The sequence below is a fragment of the Bartonella sp. CL100XZDX genome (assembly GCF_042195375.1).
In the GTDB taxonomy this organism is placed as follows: Bacteria; Pseudomonadota; Alphaproteobacteria; order Rhizobiales; family Rhizobiaceae; genus Bartonella.
This window is the reverse complement of the sequence record NZ_JBHIOH010000066.1, coordinates 82,740-99,859: the sequence shown is the minus strand read 5'-3', so window position 1 is coordinate 99,859 and position 17,120 is coordinate 82,740. Positions and strand designations below refer to the sequence as shown.

At 39.0% G+C, this 17,120-nt stretch carries 10 protein-coding genes and 1 pseudogene; 3 read left to right on the top strand and 8 right to left on the bottom strand.

Going from position 1 to position 17,120, the window contains the following annotated elements; genetic code table 11:
- Positions 1–2 precede the first annotated feature (2 nt).
- The gene (locus ACFILU_RS07655; protein ID WP_273790526.1) at positions 3–1,991 is read left to right on the top strand and encodes a MacB family efflux pump subunit; all 1,989 of its coding nucleotides are present in this window, start codon (positions 3–5) and stop codon (positions 1,989–1,991) included.
- Between the two features lie 1,148 nt (positions 1,992–3,139).
- Here the strand turns inward: ACFILU_RS07655 and ACFILU_RS07650 are convergent.
- The 7 genes and pseudogenes from ACFILU_RS07650 to ACFILU_RS07620 all read right to left on the bottom strand — a co-directional run.
- Positions 3,140–3,362 (bottom strand): annotated as a pseudogene (locus tag ACFILU_RS07650) (Arm DNA-binding domain-containing protein); the annotation flags it as partial.
- Between the two features lie 1,247 nt (positions 3,363–4,609).
- The gene (locus ACFILU_RS07645) at positions 4,610–5,275 is read right to left on the bottom strand and encodes a YdcF family protein (RefSeq protein WP_375675475.1); all 666 of its coding nucleotides are present in this window, start codon (positions 5,273–5,275) and stop codon (positions 4,610–4,612) included.
- Between the two features lie 4 nt (positions 5,276–5,279).
- Positions 5,280–6,233, bottom strand: coding sequence for a cell division protein FtsX (locus ACFILU_RS07640; RefSeq protein WP_375675474.1), 954 nt, complete (start codon positions 6,231–6,233; stop codon positions 5,280–5,282).
- The gene (gene ftsE / locus ACFILU_RS07635) at positions 6,226–6,885 is read right to left on the bottom strand and encodes a cell division ATP-binding protein FtsE (RefSeq protein ID WP_273723097.1); all 660 of its coding nucleotides are present in this window, start codon (positions 6,883–6,885) and stop codon (positions 6,226–6,228) included. Before ftsE ends, ACFILU_RS07640 begins: the two co-directional genes overlap by 8 nt.
- 535 nt (positions 6,886–7,420) lie before the next feature.
- On the bottom strand, positions 7,421–9,364 hold the full coding sequence (gene acs, locus ACFILU_RS07630; RefSeq protein ID WP_375675472.1) for an acetate--CoA ligase: 1,944 nt from the start codon (positions 9,362–9,364) through the stop codon (positions 7,421–7,423).
- Between the two features lie 602 nt (positions 9,365–9,966).
- The gene (locus ACFILU_RS07625; RefSeq protein ID WP_375675471.1) at positions 9,967–10,224 is read right to left on the bottom strand and encodes a hypothetical protein; all 258 of its coding nucleotides are present in this window, start codon (positions 10,222–10,224) and stop codon (positions 9,967–9,969) included.
- Positions 10,225–11,364: 1,140 nt separating this feature from the next.
- Positions 11,365–12,054, bottom strand: a complete 690-nt coding sequence (locus ACFILU_RS07620; RefSeq protein WP_375675469.1) for a YggS family pyridoxal phosphate-dependent enzyme — start codon at positions 12,052–12,054, stop codon at positions 11,365–11,367.
- A 166-nt stretch (positions 12,055–12,220) separates the two neighbouring features.
- Between ACFILU_RS07620 and leuS the strand changes: the two genes are divergently transcribed.
- Together leuS and lptE are read left to right on the top strand one after the other, a co-directional pair.
- The gene (gene leuS, locus ACFILU_RS07615) at positions 12,221–14,863 is read left to right on the top strand and encodes a leucine--tRNA ligase (protein ID WP_375675489.1); all 2,643 of its coding nucleotides are present in this window, start codon (positions 12,221–12,223) and stop codon (positions 14,861–14,863) included.
- Positions 14,850–15,458, top strand: coding sequence for an LPS assembly lipoprotein LptE (gene lptE, locus ACFILU_RS07610; RefSeq protein ID WP_375675468.1), 609 nt, complete (start codon positions 14,850–14,852; stop codon positions 15,456–15,458). Before leuS ends, lptE begins: the two co-directional genes overlap by 14 nt.
- Here the strand turns inward: lptE and fsa are convergent.
- Positions 15,455–16,108 carry a fructose-6-phosphate aldolase gene (gene fsa, locus ACFILU_RS07605; protein ID WP_375675466.1) on the bottom strand — a complete coding sequence of 218 codons (654 nt, stop codon included), beginning with the start codon at positions 16,106–16,108 and terminating at the stop codon, positions 15,455–15,457. The genes lptE and fsa overlap by 4 nt on opposite strands.
- Positions 16,109–17,120 lie beyond the last annotated feature (1,012 nt).

Here is a 17,120-nt window from a genome sequence, read left to right as displayed (position 1 = left end):
GCATGAGCACAAATCAAGCAGATGCTGTCTTCGTCTTGGAAAATATTGTGCGCAAATTTCCTGCGGGCGAAACGTTTGTTACCGTTTTGAAAAACATCAATCTTACCATTAAACGTGGTGAAATGGTGGCAATTGTAGGTGCTTCCGGTTCAGGTAAATCTACCTTGATGAATATTTTAGGCTGTCTTGATCGTCCAACTTCTGGCCGTTATTGGATCTCTGGTAAAGAAACAGCTTCTCTTTCTGCGGATGAATTGTCGGCTTTACGACGTAATCATTTTGGTTTTATTTTTCAGCGCTACCATTTGTTGAATGAATTGACAGCTCTTGGTAATGTTGAAATTCCGGCTATTTATGCGGGATGTGCCGTGGAAGCAAGAAAAAAGCGTGCACAGGATCTTTTAACGCGTTTGGGCATGGGTGATCGGATAAATCATCGTCCAAATCAGCTTTCCGGTGGTCAGCAACAACGTGTTTCTATTGCTCGGGCGCTCATGAATAATGCGGAGGTCATTCTTGCAGATGAACCAACTGGTGCATTGGACAAAAAGAGTGGGCAAGAAGTATTGCATATTTTGGATGAACTTCATCAAGAAGGGCGTACTATTATCATTGTAACCCATGATATGCAGGTGGCTGAAAGAGCAGAGCGTATTATCGAAATCAGTGATGGGGAAATTATTGCTGATAAGCGGTCAAGGGTTGCAAAAACAAAAGTTGGTAGAAAATCTCTTCAGGAACAACAAAATCTAAAAGGCCAACAAAAACTGGGCTTTTTTCGTTCTTTTTTTGAGCGATTCCGTGAGGCGTTTGTGATGGCTCTGTTGGCAATGAATGCACATCGTATGCGGACTTTTCTAACAATGCTTGGGGTGATTATCGGTATTGGGGCGATTATTGCTATGGTGGCTTTAGGGAATGGTACACGAGAGAAAATTCTGGAAAATTTTAAAAGTTTGGGTACTAATACATTAACCATTTTTCCTGGTAAAAGTTTTTCTGATCCACAAGCAGAAAAAATAACCAGTTTGGTTGAAGCTGATGCAGAAGCCTTGTCTGGATTACCTTATGTTTCTGGTGTAACACCACAGATTTCAGCAAGCTCGAAAGTGCGTTTTGGTGCAGTTGAAGTCAATGCCGTCATTGCGGGGGTGGGAGAACAATTTTTTCAGACACAGGGGCTCAAAGTTTTCAAAGGACAGTTTTTTGATCAAAAAAGTGTCCATGATCGGGCGGTTGATCTCGTGATCGAGAAAGAAGCATTGTCTGTTCTTTTCCCCCATAGCTATGAAAGCCCCCTTGGAAAGGTGGTGCATGTGGGGAATGTTCCAGCGCGTATTATTGGTGTTGTTGATTCGCAAAATAATGCAAGTGGAGATACATCAAATACGTTACAGCTTTATTTGCCCTATACAACAGTGCAGACACGTTTTCTTGGCACAACAGAAGTTCGTGCAATTACTGTTAGAATTGCTGATGATATTGATTCACATTTAGCGGAGACCATGATAAAACGTTTTCTCATTATGCGGCATGGCGGGGAGGACTTTTTCATTAGAAATTCTGAATTCTTCCGTGAACGTGTTATGGAGAGTACAAATATTTTAACACTTTTAATTTCTTCAATTGCAGCTATTTCCCTGATTGTGGGGGGTATTGGGGTGATGAATATTATGTTGGTTACTGTTTCTGAGCGGATCAATGAAATCGGCGTGCGTATGGCAGTTGGTGCACGGCAAAGTGATATTTTACAGCAATTTCTCATTGAAGCGATTTTGGTTTGTGTGATTGGTGGTGGTTTGGGGATCTTGCTTGGGCTTTCTATCGGTGGCTTATTTCTTCTGTTTAAGGCACCTATCCATTTGGTTTATACTATTGAATCGATCATTATGTCTCTTACTTTTTCAACACTCATTGGAATATGTTTTGGCTTTTCTCCAGCGCGGCAAGCTTCACGGCTTGACCCTGTTGTCGCTCTTTCACGCGATTAAGCTTTATCAATTGGGGCATGTTTGTTCGTGATGCTTTCCACTTGGATGAAGCGAAACATGAATGGGAAAAGTTTAGCATTATTTGCTGCTCTATTTTAGAAAACGCTTTGTTCGTTAAGTGGAGCATACCACTAGAGGTGAACGTTTCTTATAGCGCACCACATCATATGAGATATGATAGGCATATAAGCCTTCTTGAGGCATTAAATGTTTTGAGAATGCATAATGAATATTTTTAAATCTTTCTTGTCGAGTCTTATGGAAGTAAATCCTGTTAAGGAGAAGTTAAATGGAACCCGTTAGAATGAGATTGCTTGCAGACTGAATTTTGTTCAAAATCTTCGTCTTCTGAGATGTGAAGAGGAGGACAAATGAAATATATTGCCCGACGATTCTTAAGATTTAATTTAAAACGAGGCGGGGAAGTGAATAGTATATCTGCTAACAAACAAAAGAACAAAAAAGAAGGTTGATGCCAAAAACAGCTTAAACTTCCATTCTTCCAAAAAAATGAACTGGTATCGAGATAGCTGAGAAGTTTAAGAGGTTTCGTTTAGTATTTTTAAAATTTTCGGAAAAGAGGTTATGAGGATTTCTCACTTTTGGTTTTGCAGAGGGTGGTGCAAATTATAGGTGTTTAGGTTTATGCAAATAAGTTATGATCGTGCTCAAGTTTTAAAATGTGACCTAAGACACAGCCATTTTCTGTTTCTTTATGCGAGTAACTTAGCTTTCTTTAGAATATTTTGTTTAAGGCATCGCTTTTTTCTGCCTTATCTCATGATTTTGGAGCTGAAGGATAAACAAGCCATTTGAGTTTCTAGGGTAAGGATGCCGTCAGATACTCGGTAGGGGGGCGTGATCTTAAGAACTAATACCGTGAGATGCGGGTTTGATTTCATGAGTTTGGTGAGGAAGACAAAAAATTTGAGAGGCGGATAGCTTCTTATTTTGAATGATGTATGAATGAAAAGGGCTTTCATTTATTGAAAAAGAATAAGCTCATATTCAGCAGGTGTGAGATGAAGTAAGAGAACATCGTAATACCAAGCTGCAGTTATGCTGCTAAAGAACATAATGGCGCTAGTTATGAGCAATGGTATGTCTAGTTGGTATGGTGGTTATTCTTCCTCCTGCTACAAGTCCGATACAGAGCGCCATTGGTTTGTACATTCACGGGCTTGTTTTAAAGAGACATCTCGCAACGCTCCCAAGCCCATTTCACGACGCCGACCGTGAATGGTATAACGGTAAATCCATTGAGCACCTCCATCTTTACACTTATGAAGTAACAAGCCGGCACCATCATTATATTTACCAGCTCGTGGGTGTTACGACAGCCCTTGCATTAAGACGATTCATAAGAACCATTTTTACTCCTTTCTTGTACAATTTTTACCCACACATCAGCCCCGCTTGTGATGTGCAAGCGGGTGGTTTTGATTGATTCAATAGAGAACAGATTTGAAATGAGAGAATCTGATGATATTGAGAGCTCTCATTCAAGTTGTAACGTAATAAAGTTCCATTATAAATCAATATGTTGTATGTGATAAAGCACCTTAGGCAGTGAGATCACTAAAATTATGACGCATGAGCTTTAGCGGCAGTGATGAATATTCTCAGGCAGGGGTTTTCTTGTCGAGCTTTATGTGAGTAAACCATATAAATGGGGAAGCTGAGAGGAACCTGTCCAGAGAAAGTGAACTGTTTACAAATCGTTGCTGATAGGAATCATCGTCCTTTGAGATGTTGAGAGGAAATCACAATTCTCATGAAATCTGTCTTTTGAGGTGTTCTGATATTGAAGTGAGCAGGGAGAACGCGTTAGACAAGAAGCTGAGTGATTATTGTTTACAGATCAATAGAGTTTAAAAATTTTCGTTATTTTGGGGGGGAGGAAACCAGACAAAAAGTGATCTTAGAGAGCGAAATGATTTCAAAAAAGATTGCGATAAAAAACGTGAGGTATTTGTAGCGGTGTGCGTTTTTAGCTTATTCCTATCTGTGATCTAAAATGCTCTTATGAAGATGCTTTGTAGAATGAAGAAATATTTACTAATATATTGATTTATGATGATAGTTTAACATTCTCTCTGTTGAATGAGAAATCTAAGTATCATAAATTTTCTTATTTTAAATCTATTAAAATTACTTCTTTGCATGTCATACGAGGTTGGTATGTTCGTGTTTAAGAAAGGCGTAATGCATGCCTCTTACCAATCATCCCAAGAGGCTTAAGAGCAATTGTAATACTTGGGGTGCGGCAAAATATAGGGTGAGGCGGTTTGCATTTTTTATGAAGCGTAAAGACGGTGGTATCAATAGATCTCCTATAACAAGTCTGGAGATTTTATGGCTGTCTAGGGGCTCTATTTACAAGAGCTTATATATTGGGATGGCATGTACAAATCCGTGCTGTGAGATATGTTTGGGATGTAAGAGATGTCTTGGGTGAATGTGCAATACAGTGATACATATATTGTGGGGGTGTTCTGTGTTGTATGAGGGTAGCTCTGTCGAGCTTTTATAGAGGCAACTCGTGTGGAAGAGTATGAGAGAAAGGTATGAAGAGGTCAGAAGATGGCAAGGTTTTTAAAAAGTCAGAAGGATAAAGATTAGAATGCGGTTCTGATATAGACTTGGAGCGTTTTAATATATTGGAATATAAGAATGCGGATTTGATTGATCTGTTGTATTGCGCTTTCAGCATTGTTCTTTTTAACAGGATAGGCAATGAAATGGATATCAGGCATTAAATATTTAAGTTCTCGCATCGAGCGCCACACATGGTAATCATGGGTGACGATATAAAGGGTTTTATAGTGGTGTTTTTTGATCCAATCGGCGCTTTCTTTAGCATTTCCTCTGGTGTTAATCGCTTGATGCCCGATGTCAATACAACAGGAGATAAGCCGTCGGGTAATATGCATGTTATGCATGAGACTTTTCAGGTTGGTTGTGGTGTTTACACCACTGATGAGGAGACGTGAACCAAGCCCCCTTTGTAAGAGATTAAGTCCTGTCTCTATTCGGTTTTCTCCGCCTGTCAGCACAATGATGGCATCAGCTTTGGGGAGAGGCTTTGGGGGAGAAAGTCGTTCAGTTTTTTCAGAAAAAATAATAAAACCGCTCCAGAAAATGAAAACAATGATTGAAAGAGTAAGGGTTGTCGGTGGAAAATAGCGAAATAAAAAGCGAGGAGACCAACTATAGTGGAGCCGTTTTGGAAGAGGACGTTCTAAATTGTTTTGCGTCAATGAGTTGGAAGTGTTGTGAGTCATAAAATTAAAATAAACCGTTTTCACATTGATCGATTTTTTTCAGTTGTGTTAAAATAGTCATGCGGTTTGTAAGGGTGGTAAGAAAAGAAACGAAAATAATAAGAAAAATAATTTTTCCGTAAGGAATGGAACTTATGGAAAGATGTCCAAACAAAGCTGTTATTTGGCTAGCTTCCACTCTTCCCAAGTTATAATTCGTCCAGAGACAAAAGGCTGAAAACAGAAATATGCTTGTAAGACCACCATATAAAGCACCACGCAGCGCGGTTTTAAAAAAATGCCAGTCAAATTGGCGGGCAATGAAAAGAGTTTCAGTACCAAGGAAATATAAGACATTGATAATATGTGTATTTTCTGCCAATGCATTGCGGGTGGCAAAAATGATGGTGAGGATAAGAGAGCCTAGAACCAATGCTAAAATTGAAAAACCAATGAAAACAGTGGTGTGTGCCATGGTCGCAAAACGATGAACCCAAACACGGTGATCATCAAATTGACCTCCTGGAATTTTGGTTTTAATGGCGTGATTAATGGCTGAAAAATTGATTTTTTCATCCCCATTCAGGGTCACAATGATGAGGCGGGGAAGGGGTAGTTCATTGACATTGAAGCCTGTTCCAAGCCATGGCTCCAGTAACTTTTCTGTAGCTTTTTGGTCAACAATTTTTGCATCTTGTACACCAGAAAATGTTTTAACCAATTGTACGGCATCACGGAGTGCTTTGTTGATATCAACATTGTCAATGGGACGTATTTGTATTGTTGCTTCATAGCTAATCTGATTACTCCAATTTTGGGCAGCATGTTGGACTAAATCAACACCGATTAAGGTGAGGCTTGAAAGAAATGTCATAATAGCAATTACGGCAACCAATGCTTTTCCAGAAATATTACCACTGGGAATAATCGCTGTTGTATTTTTTTTATTGCTTGTAAAAATGGGGAAAGACTTATTCATGAATCGTCATCCGTCCGTTATGGAGAAGCATACGCCGTGCTGCAACTTGTTCCATTAAGGCAATATCATGGGTGGCAATGATAACAGCCGTTCCGAAACGGTTTAATTCAATAAACAAACGGAGGAGGCGTTTTGCCAAGGGCGGATCGACATTTCCAGTCGGTTCATCGGCAAGTAGAATTTCAGGTTGATCAATGAGTGCGCGTGCAATGGCTACCCTTTGTTTTTCCCCACCGGAAAGAACCGGTGGTAAAACATGAATATGATCTCCAAGACCTACCCAACAGAGAAGATCTTCCACTTCACTGCGATAGGTTGCTTCTTCCTGTCCTTTAATGCGTAAAGGTAAGGAGACATTTTCATAAGTGGTCATGTGGTCGAGTAAACGAAAATCTTGAAAAACCACACCGATACGTTGTCGCAGCGCAGGGAGCTCTTGTCGTTTGAGTAATGCTGTGTCTGTTCCAAAGAGATCAATATGACCGCGAGTGGGTTTGAGTGCCAAAAACATAAGACGCATCAGCGACGTTTTCCCTGCTCCAGAGGCACCTGTGAGAAATTGAAATGATCCAGGAGGAATATGAAAGCTAATATCACGAAGGACCTCAGGGCCCATTCCATAGCGTAGGCCGACATTTTCAAAATGAATCACTTTTTATTATTACTCCTGATTTTATATTGCATCATTTATTCTAAAAACTCTTACTTTCATTGCTTTAGATTTTTGTTGTAAGCTTGTTTATTTTAGATTTCATGGTTTTCAATATTTTTTATACACCCTCGTTATAGATAAATATTTTTGCTCAAGAATATTATCACTTATACTTTCTTTTTTTAGCTTTATTTATGATTTTAGCAGGAATTTCAAAGGGATTCTAGCATAAACATCAGAACTATTTTTCCTTCTTACTCAGAGGCTTTTTTTGCATTGAGTGGACATTGGGTGATTTTAAAAAGCTATGTTGCTCTTTTTATCTTACTTTCTTATTCTTGTTCGCATCCCAATCTTGAGGTTTTTGCTTAAATTATTTCTTACCTGTTATGAAAAAAAGCGTTTGTTGTTAGAATGATTGAGCTTCTCATGCATTGTTTTGTTTTTTATTCTCTTCGGTGGTTTTCGTAATAATGCTGAGATAATTTTAGCAAAAAAAAACAAAAACCACCGTATGTTGTATTGCGTCGTGTTTTTAGTTTTGTCGGTTGGCAATCAGATCTTCAACAACTTGTGGTTCGGCAAGGGTTGAAATATCTCCGAGAGTATCAAAATCGTTTTCAGCGATTTTTCGTAAAATACGTCTCATAATTTTCCCTGATCGTGTTTTGGGAAGCTGCGGAGCAAACTGAATTTTATCCAATATGGCAATAGAGCCTATTTCTTGTCTCACATGCTTGATAAGGTCTTTTTGCAATTCTTCACTTGGCTCTGTTCCTTCCATGAGAGTCACAAAACTATAAATTCCTTGTCCTTTAATGGGATGCGGGTAACCCACAATAGCTGCTTCTGATACAGCGGGATGAGAAACAAGAGCTGATTCAATTTCAGCAGTTCCTAACCTGTGCCCCGAGACATTGAGAATGTCATCAACTCGTCCTGTGATCCAATAATAACCGTCGCTATCGCGCCTACAGCTATCGCCTGAAAAATATTTTCCTTTATAGGAGGAAAAATAAGTTTGAATAAAGCGTTCATGATCCTTATAAAGTGTGCGCATTTGTCCGGGCCATGAATCACTGATACAAAGATTGCCTTTTGCTTCACCTTCTAAAACATTGCCTTGGGCATCAACAATTTGGGGTTGAACACCAAAAAAAGGACGTGTGGCCGATCCTGCTTTGAGGGGTGTTGCACCGGGCAAGGGCGTGATCATATGCCCTCCTGTTTCCGTTTGCCACCATGTATCGAGAATCGGACAACGGTCATTTCCAATTATATGATAAAACCATTCCCATGCTTCTGGATTAATCGGTTCTCCTACCGTGCCTAAAAGACGCAACGATGTTCTGTCTGAGTGTTCAACAAACGAATTTCCTGCTCCCATTAAGGCGCGGATAGCTGTTGGTGCTGTATAGAGCGTATTGACTTGGTGTTTGTCGACAATTTCCCAGAATCTGCCTTTGTCAGGAAAGGTTGGTGTGCCTTCAAACATTAAAGTGGTCGCACCATTGCATAAAGGTCCATAAACCAAGTAAGAATGACCGGTTATCCAACCAATGTCAGCCGTGCACCAGTAAACTTCATCGGGGTGGTAATCAAAAACATATTGGTGAGTCATCGAGGCAAAAACAAGATAGCCCGCTGTGGTATGCAAAACACCTTTGGGTTTGCCGGTGGAGCCTGAAGTATAAAGAATAAAAAGCGGATCTTCAGCATTCATTGGTTCTGGTGGACAAGCTGTTTTGGCATGAGCTATCTCTTCGTGGTACCAAAAATCACGCCCCTCTACCCATTGAATGGGTCCACAAGTTCGCCGTATAACCATGACTTGGTCCACCTGCACGTTTTGGCGCGCGGCTATCTCAATAGCATGATCAACATTGTCTTTTAAGTTGATCCGTTTGCTGCCACGCAAGCCTTGATCAGCGGTAATAATGAAGGTTGATTCACAATCGACAAGGCGTCCTGCTATTGCCTCAGCAGAAAAGCCAGCAAAAATAACCGAATGAATAGCACCAATGCGGGCGCAGGCGAGCATAGCATAGGCTGCTTCGGGTACCATGGGGAGATAAATGGTTACTTTATCGCCTTTCTTAATGCCACGACTTTTCAAAAGATTAGCAAAACGACAAACATGTTCATAAAGCTCGTTATAGGTTATTTTTTTATCATGGTAAGGATTATCTCCTTCCCAAATGAGCGCGATTTTGTCTCCATGGATTTTCAGGTGGCGATCAATGCAATTATAGGTAACATTTGTTATCCCATCTTCGTACCATTGAATGGAGACATCTCCGTTAAAAGAAGTGTTTTTTACTTTTGTAAAAGGTTTAAACCATTCAATGCGTTGACCATGTTTTGCCCAGAAGCTTTCTGGATCATCGATGCTTTCTCGATACCACTGTTGATAAGTTTCCTCATCGAGTAAAGTATTTTTTTTGATCTCTTCTGATACTGGATAGATTTTTTCAGTCATGTTTCCCTCTTTTTATTGTTTTGAAAATCTGCCTCTGTATTTTTGTATGGTTATATTTGTGGCAGAGTTTTCCCAAAAGCTTTTCATTGTGAGGTTAGACTAAATGACAAAGATTAGAATAGTCAATTTTTAAATCTGATGTGATGATATTAAAGAAGGTATTCTATGTTTTTAGGATACTCAAATATAGCAAAACCTATTGCGGTATAGAGCTTTTTATAAACACACTGAGACATTTTAAAAATGTCTATTATAAAATATTTCTCAAAATTTGATATAAACCAATATAGTTAAATAAAAGACTAACAAGAAAGAATATTGAGCTTATTAATAATGATTTTTTTAGAGAATCTTTCAAACTATAAGAAATAAAATTATAATAAAAAAGATATATTAAACCAAAAAAATGTTGCTATAAGTGTTTCAATAATTTTAGAGATAAGATCTGTCATCACGCAATCCAAATTATAATATAATTACAAATTATAAATATCTCTGAAGTCCGTCTCAATAATAATTGTAGATAATATAATTTAGATATTTTTCGAAAAAAATTACAAATTATTAACTTCAGAGATATCTTTATAGTTGCTCTCTAAAAATTAGAACCAACACTCATGAACTTTCTGTACGAACCCTAAACCAAAACCTCCGAAGAAACCAGTCGTGGCACCAGTAAGTCCACCCATAAGTGCACCTGGACCAGTTGCAGCTCCCAATGCTGCTCCGGTTATCCCTCCTGCAACTGCATAGTCAAAATCTTGTGCATTCATGTGAGAAAGAAAAGTATTAGGACTGCATGCATTTCCATGAGCAGGTCTTGAATTGTGCGAATGACCAAAAGAAGGACTTGTCGCCATATGACCGAATGTGCTGCATGAACCAAAAATATTAATTCTCCTTAATTATCTACATTAAAAGTAGTATCACAATGATACATTTCAAATGGTTATCATGTATTTTTAGAAAAATGTCAAAGATAAACTTTAAAAATAACAATAAAAACACTGTATGAATAATATATATTATGTATATATTAAATTTCTTCTTAAGAAGATAATAATATTATTTGCAATATTTTAAAATATAAGAAATATCCCCTGTTTTTCCTTAATTAAAGTTTAAAATCAGAAAAATTGCGCATATGAAAAGTTGAAGTTTTTCTCTTTGTTTACGAGATCGACAAAGGAATAATGATAAAGGAATATCGTTATTGAAATCGTTCTCATTTCCATTGTTTTGCGGGTATGTATTGTGCGCATATGCACGGGATTCGTTCTTTTATTTTTCAAGCGGATATTGACTGTATTTTACGCTTTGTAGAGCATAGATAGTCTCTATGCTATCGTTGACCTTATAGATTGCTATCATGTTGTTTAGCGCGGTTCTTGGTGCTCTATTGGGTATTTGAGATGTTTATTTTGCTCAAGTGACTTACATGAAAGAGTTTTGTTACTGTATTATGCAGCCATAAGCCTCTTTTTGTCTGCTTTACACCATTGGCATGTGGGGAAATTGTTTACGCGTGTTGGGGAAGTTAAGAGAATTCGTGGTTTTTAATGGAAATCATTGCGATGATCTTATTAAATATTCTTTTGCAATTATTTATTTCGCGACAGTTTTTTCATGAATGCGCAACGCCCCTCTTATCATTTTGCCTTTATATAAGGATTTATTTTTTACGTTGCTTTTGCTGGAGAGGCGGTCAGAGGGGAGTAAAGTAGAGCCAATGTGCGAGAATATGAGAGCCAAATTGCAATGCTATCTTGAAGCTATTGTACGTGTTGTGGATGTGCCGGTGAGAAATTTGAGAAGACCAGCTTTTTTGCTTATTTTGCTAACAGGATGAAAGAGGGACTGGAATCTTTTTTGCTAGAATTGCTCTTTTATTGATATTGAAGGAAATATTTTTTCTCATTTCTGCTGTTTTTGGCTTGTTCGTAGAATTTTCAAGGGAGATTATATGAAGGGGGAATGAATTTATATTAGGGGAAATTGCTTTACACAGGGCGTTGTCCAAATAAAGCAGAGCCAATGCGAAGGACGTTAGAGCCAAACTGTAGAGCGGTTTTGAAGTCACTGGACATGCCCATGGAAAGCTTTGGAAGACCTGCTTGTTTTGCTAATTTTGCTAACAGTGCGAAATAGGGGCCGGGGTTTTCATCGACAGGGGGAATGCCCATAAGACCGATGATATCAAGTCCATAATTGTTTTTGCATTGAGAAACAAAAGGGATCACTTCTTGGGGTGCAACACCACTTTTTTGCGGTTCTAAGCCAATGTTGACTTGAACATAGCAGGGAAGATGCCTTTTTTGCTTTTGCATTTCTTCCATCAAAACTTTGGCTATTTTTTCACGGTCAACCGTTTGAATAACATCAAAAATTTTTACCGCCTCTGCTGTTTTATTTGATTGTAGGGGACCGATGAGATGGAGTTTAATATTTTCAAATTGTTGACGTAAAGCAGGCCATTTTTGTGCTGCTTCTTGTACGCGGTTTTCTGCAAACAAAGATTGGCCTGCTTGCAAAAGGGGTCGTATATCAATAGCAGAAACAGTTTTTGAAACAGCGATAAGTTCAATTTCTTCTACGGGGCGTTGTAGCTCTTGGCATATTGCTGCAATGTCTTTTTGAAGGTTTTGCCATGCTTCAACGGAAGGGGCATCGAGGGGCGTTTGTGTATTCATATTTTTGTGCTTTACCTTTTTTGTTCAAGAGTTGGTCGTTTTTTTTTAAAGTTTTATAAAATACTTAGGGAAATATTTCACGAAAATGTTGACGATGAGGTTAATCCATGGTCAAGCATAATAAAACAAGTTTTTGGTTCTGTTTTATTAAAAGAGTATAATGGGAATGACAATTGGACATTATAATATAGGCGAACGCTATAATCCACGTGCGAGAGAAAAAAAATGGCAAGAAATTTGGGATGAAAAGAAAATTTTTCAGACTCTTCAAGAAGATGCTCGTGAAAAATATTATGTTTTAGAAATGTTTCCTTATCCTTCTGGCCGTATTCACATGGGGCATGTGCGCAATTATGCCATGGGGGATGTGGTGGCACGCTATAAAAGGGCAAAGGGTTTTAATGTGCTTCATCCTATGGGGTGGGATGCTTTTGGTATGCCAGCTGAAAATGCTGCTCTGCAAAGTAAAGTGCATCCTAAAACTTGGACCTATCAAAATATTGCGGTTATGCGCGGGCAATTAAAACAATTAGGACTCTCACTCGATTGGGCGCGTGAATTTGCAACTTGTGATGTGGAATATTACCACCGCCAACAAATGTTGTTCCTTGATTTCTATCAAAAGGGGTTGGTAGCACGTAAAGTGGCTAAGGTGAATTGGGACCCTGTTGATCATACTGTTTTGGCCAATGAACAGGTTGTTGATGGGCGGGGATGGCGTTCTGGTGCGTTGGTGGAACAGCGTGAGTTGACGCAGTGGTTTTTCAAAATTAGCGACTTTAGTGAAGAGCTCTTGGCTGGGCTTGAAGAGCTGAACCAATGGCCGGAAAAAGTTCGCACCATGCAAAAAAACTGGATTGGAAAATCACAAGGTTTGCTGATTCGTTGGGCTTTAAAGTCGGCGGGTGATGCTGATGATGTTTGTGAGAAATTTGATGAGGTTGTTTGTTATTCAACGCGTCCTGATACACTGTTTGGCGCTTCCTTTTTGGCTCTGTCTGTTGATCATCCTATTGCACAAGCTTTGGCAAAAAAAGACAAAGCGTTGAGTGCTTTTATTGAAAATTGTCGGTGTGGTGGAACGACAACAGCAGCACTTGAAACAGCTGAAAAACAAGGGTTTCTCACGCCCCTTTTGGCTGTTCATCCTTTCGTTTCAACAGTACATATTCCCGTTTATATCGCGAATTTTGTGCTTATGGACTATGGCACAGGGGTTGTTTTTGGTTGTCCGGCTCATGATCAGAGAGATTTCGATTTTGCGCGTAAATATGATCTTCCAATAAAACCGGTGGTTTTACCAAAAGGAGAGCAAGCAGAAGATTTTGTTATTACTGAAACACCTTATACGGGTGATGGGGTGATGATCAATTCCAGTTTTTTGGATGGTTTAACACCCCAACAAGCTTTTGAAGAAGCTGCTAAAAAGCTTGAAAAACAAATGCTCAATGGGCAACCGCAAGGGAAGAAAACAGTGCAATTTCGTTTGCGTGATTGGGGGATTTCGCGTCAACGTTATTGGGGGTGTCCCATTCCGATGATCCATTGTACAACTTGTGGGGTTGTTCCTGTTCCACGTGCCAATTTACCGGTTGTGTTGCCTGATGATGTTACTTTTGATCAACCAGGAAATCCTCTTGCACGGCATGAAACATGGCAGAATGTTACTTGTCCTTCCTGTGGTCAACCTGCCAAACGCGAAACCGATACCATGGACACATTTGTTGACTCTTCTTGGTATTATGCACGCTTTACGGCTCCTTTTGCGCAGGGACCTGTTGACAAACAAGAAACAGCTGAATGGTTGCCTGTGCAACAATATATTGGTGGAATTGAGCATGCCATTTTGCATCTTCTTTATGCGCGCTTTTTTATGCGTGCTATGAAATTGGTCGGTCATGTGACGGTAGATGAGCCTTTTAAGGGGCTTTTTACCCAAGGGATGGTGGTGCATGAAACCTATCGGGATGATCAAGGGTGGGTTTCTCCAGCAGAAATTTCGATTGTTGAAAAAGATGGAAAGCGGTGTGCTTATAAATTAACCGATCAAAGTGAAGTGACGATTGGTTTGATTGAGAAAATGTCAAAATCAAAAAAGAATGTCGTTGATCCTGATGATATTATTGCATCTTATGGCGCTGATACTGTGCGTTGGTTTGTGTTGTCAGATTCTCCTCCCGAGCGGGATGTCATTTGGACAGAATCTGGTGTTGAAGGTGCACATCGCTTTGTACAGCGTGTTTGGCGTTGTGTGGCTGTGAGTGCTTCTATTTTAAAGGATGTGGCGCCTTGTGCAGGGCATCAGGGGGCGGCTTTGGAACTCTCAAAGGTCGCACATCGCACGCTTTGCGCTGTAGAAGATGATTTGGAAAAATTCGCTTTTAATCGGGCTATTGCACGCCTTTATGAATTCTTGAATATTATGGCACCGTTGTTAAATAGGATAGAAAGTGTTGACGATGAAATGAAAGCTTCTTTACGTCAAGCTATGGATTTTTTTCTTGCCATGATTGCACCCATGATGCCCCATTTAGCAGAAGAATGTCATGCTGCTTTAGGAGGAAAAACTTTAATGTCTGCGTTTGCTTGGCCTGTTTATGATCGTGCGTTAACCGTTGCGGAATGCTATACTTTGCCAGTACAAATTAATGGTAAAAAACGCGGTGAGGTGAGCGTTGCAGCAACTGCTGATGAGGTGATGATTAAAGAAGCGGTTTTGGCGTTAGATTTTGTAAAGGCGCAGCTGGTTGAAAAGCCTGTGAAAAAAATCATTGTTGTTCCACAAAGGATTGTGAATGTCGTTTTTTAGAAGTTCTATTCTTGTCATTTTAGCTGGTGTATTCACACTGTTGTGTGGATGCAAAGTTGAACCGCTTTACCGTCAAGAGTTGCAGAGTGCAATGACAATGGATTCTGCTTCTTATGGGAATCCTGCTTCTGGATACCCTTCTGGACAAGCTTCTTTGGGGTTAGCGCAAAAGCTTGCTTCTATTGTTGTGGAAGAACCTTCGGATCGTTTTGGTCAAATGGTGCGCAATCATCTGCTTTTTCTTTTGTATGGAAATGGTGCTAAACCTTCTCTACCTGCTTATCAATTGGCATTGCAGATATCCGTCTTTACAAGAGAATCTATGCAGATAGAGGTTGATTTCGAGAAAAAGAGAAAGGGACGACCTTCTGTTGGAACTGTTATGAGCAGAGCTTCTTATACTTTGCAGGATATGAAAAATACTCTTGTTGCAAAAGGAACAGCAATGATGAATGCATCTTTTGAGCAACTTCGTCAAGAATATGCAACGCTGCAAGCAGAAGAAGATGCAAAAAAACGTGTTGCGGAAGAGTTGGCTGAACAGATTTTTTTGTTACTTTCAAAAGATCTTTCCAATAAAAGTTCTAGATATTAAGCAATATTTTGTCCTGTTTTTTTCCAGTCGTTGAGAAATATTTGCAACCCTTTATCAGTAAGAGGATGTTTGACCAGTGCTTTTAAGATTGCTGGTGGAACTGTTGCAACGTCAGCACCGCTTAGTGCTGCTTCTTTGACATGATTAACGGTGCGGATTGAAGCGGCCAAGATTTGTGTTCCAAAGTTATAGTTATCATAAATTGTGCGAATTTCATGAAGCAGTTCACTTCCATTATTTCCGCAATCATCCAGTCTACCAATAAAAGGCGAAACAAATGTCGCACCTGCTTTGGCGGCTAATAAGGCTTGATTGGCAGAAAAGCAAAGTGTGAGATTTGTTTTTAGTCCTTCTTTTGTGAGGGCTTTACAGGCTTTTAATCCGTCGAGCGTTAAAGGAAGCTTGATACAAATATTGTCGGCAACCTTTGCTAAAACAGCTGCTTCTTTCATGATGCTTTCAAATTCCGTTGCTGCAACTTCAGCAGAAACAGGTCCGCTAACGAGAGCACAAATTTCTTTTGTAACATCAAGAATATTGCGTCCTGATTTTAGGATAAGAGAGGGATTGGTGGTGACACCATCAACAAGGCTTAAATTCTGTAACTCTTGGATTTCTTCGATATTGGCGCTATCCACAAAAAATTTCATCTCTAACCTCTTTTTTTAGCTTTATCCTATTTTTTGTTATGCGCTATTGTTGACTGCAAAAGCAAGAGAAAGAATTAATATCTGTGTAAAGAACAAGAATGCTATGGTGTTAATCATGTATCCGTTTTCGGTAAAGAAATATGATTTATCGTTTCCACACCCATTTCATAGTGTTGCTCGTGATAAGGCATAGAATTCATTGCGTACCAACATTTTTGCGTATTGGCATCTTTGCGTAGCGGTGTTTTTATATTTATGGAAATAAGCTAGCATTATCAAACACTTTGCTCATTTCCTATTTGCGATTGCTCTTGATATTTGAGAGTGCATCATAAGATACCTTCCTTTTTTAGGGGGTATGTTTAACTTTGTTTTTGATGAAAGCGGATGGATTTATTTTGTCGTAAAACACTGTTGAAGAACGCCTGTAAAATTTTACGCATGAAGGGTTTTTTTATGGTCAATTACATTGATTTATTCTGTTTTCCCCATTCTTCAAAAATACGCTTTTGTGCTGCTTGTATTGTTGCTTGATTTTCAATCAAGCTGAAAGATGTATACACGTGTTTTCACTTTTTGGCACAAAGCCAAGGTGAATATTGTAACGGCTCCATTTGCAATATTATTCTCCTTATAATTAAAATCATGGGATACTTTTTCATCAATAAGGATTTACAAATGTTTCTCGATGGGTTTGAAATGAAAAAAAATCATCGTATTGAGGGTTTTTATTACAATAGGTAAAATAATGATTATATCTTTATAAATCAGTTTGTTGAAGATAAATTGAGATATGAGGCGGTAAAAAAATAAAAGTGTGTGTTGGGAAGAAGTCATACTATGGGATCGCTTTGTTGAAGGATGCACTTAACCGGTAGCATGTTGAATGCTTAATAGTGATGCGCTTTATTTACACAGAAGAATGGTGCTGTTTTTTTGCTATAGAGTTTTTTTGTTATAGACGATGAGATTGGTTCTTTATATTGGCACTTTGGTGAGGGAATGCGTGTTA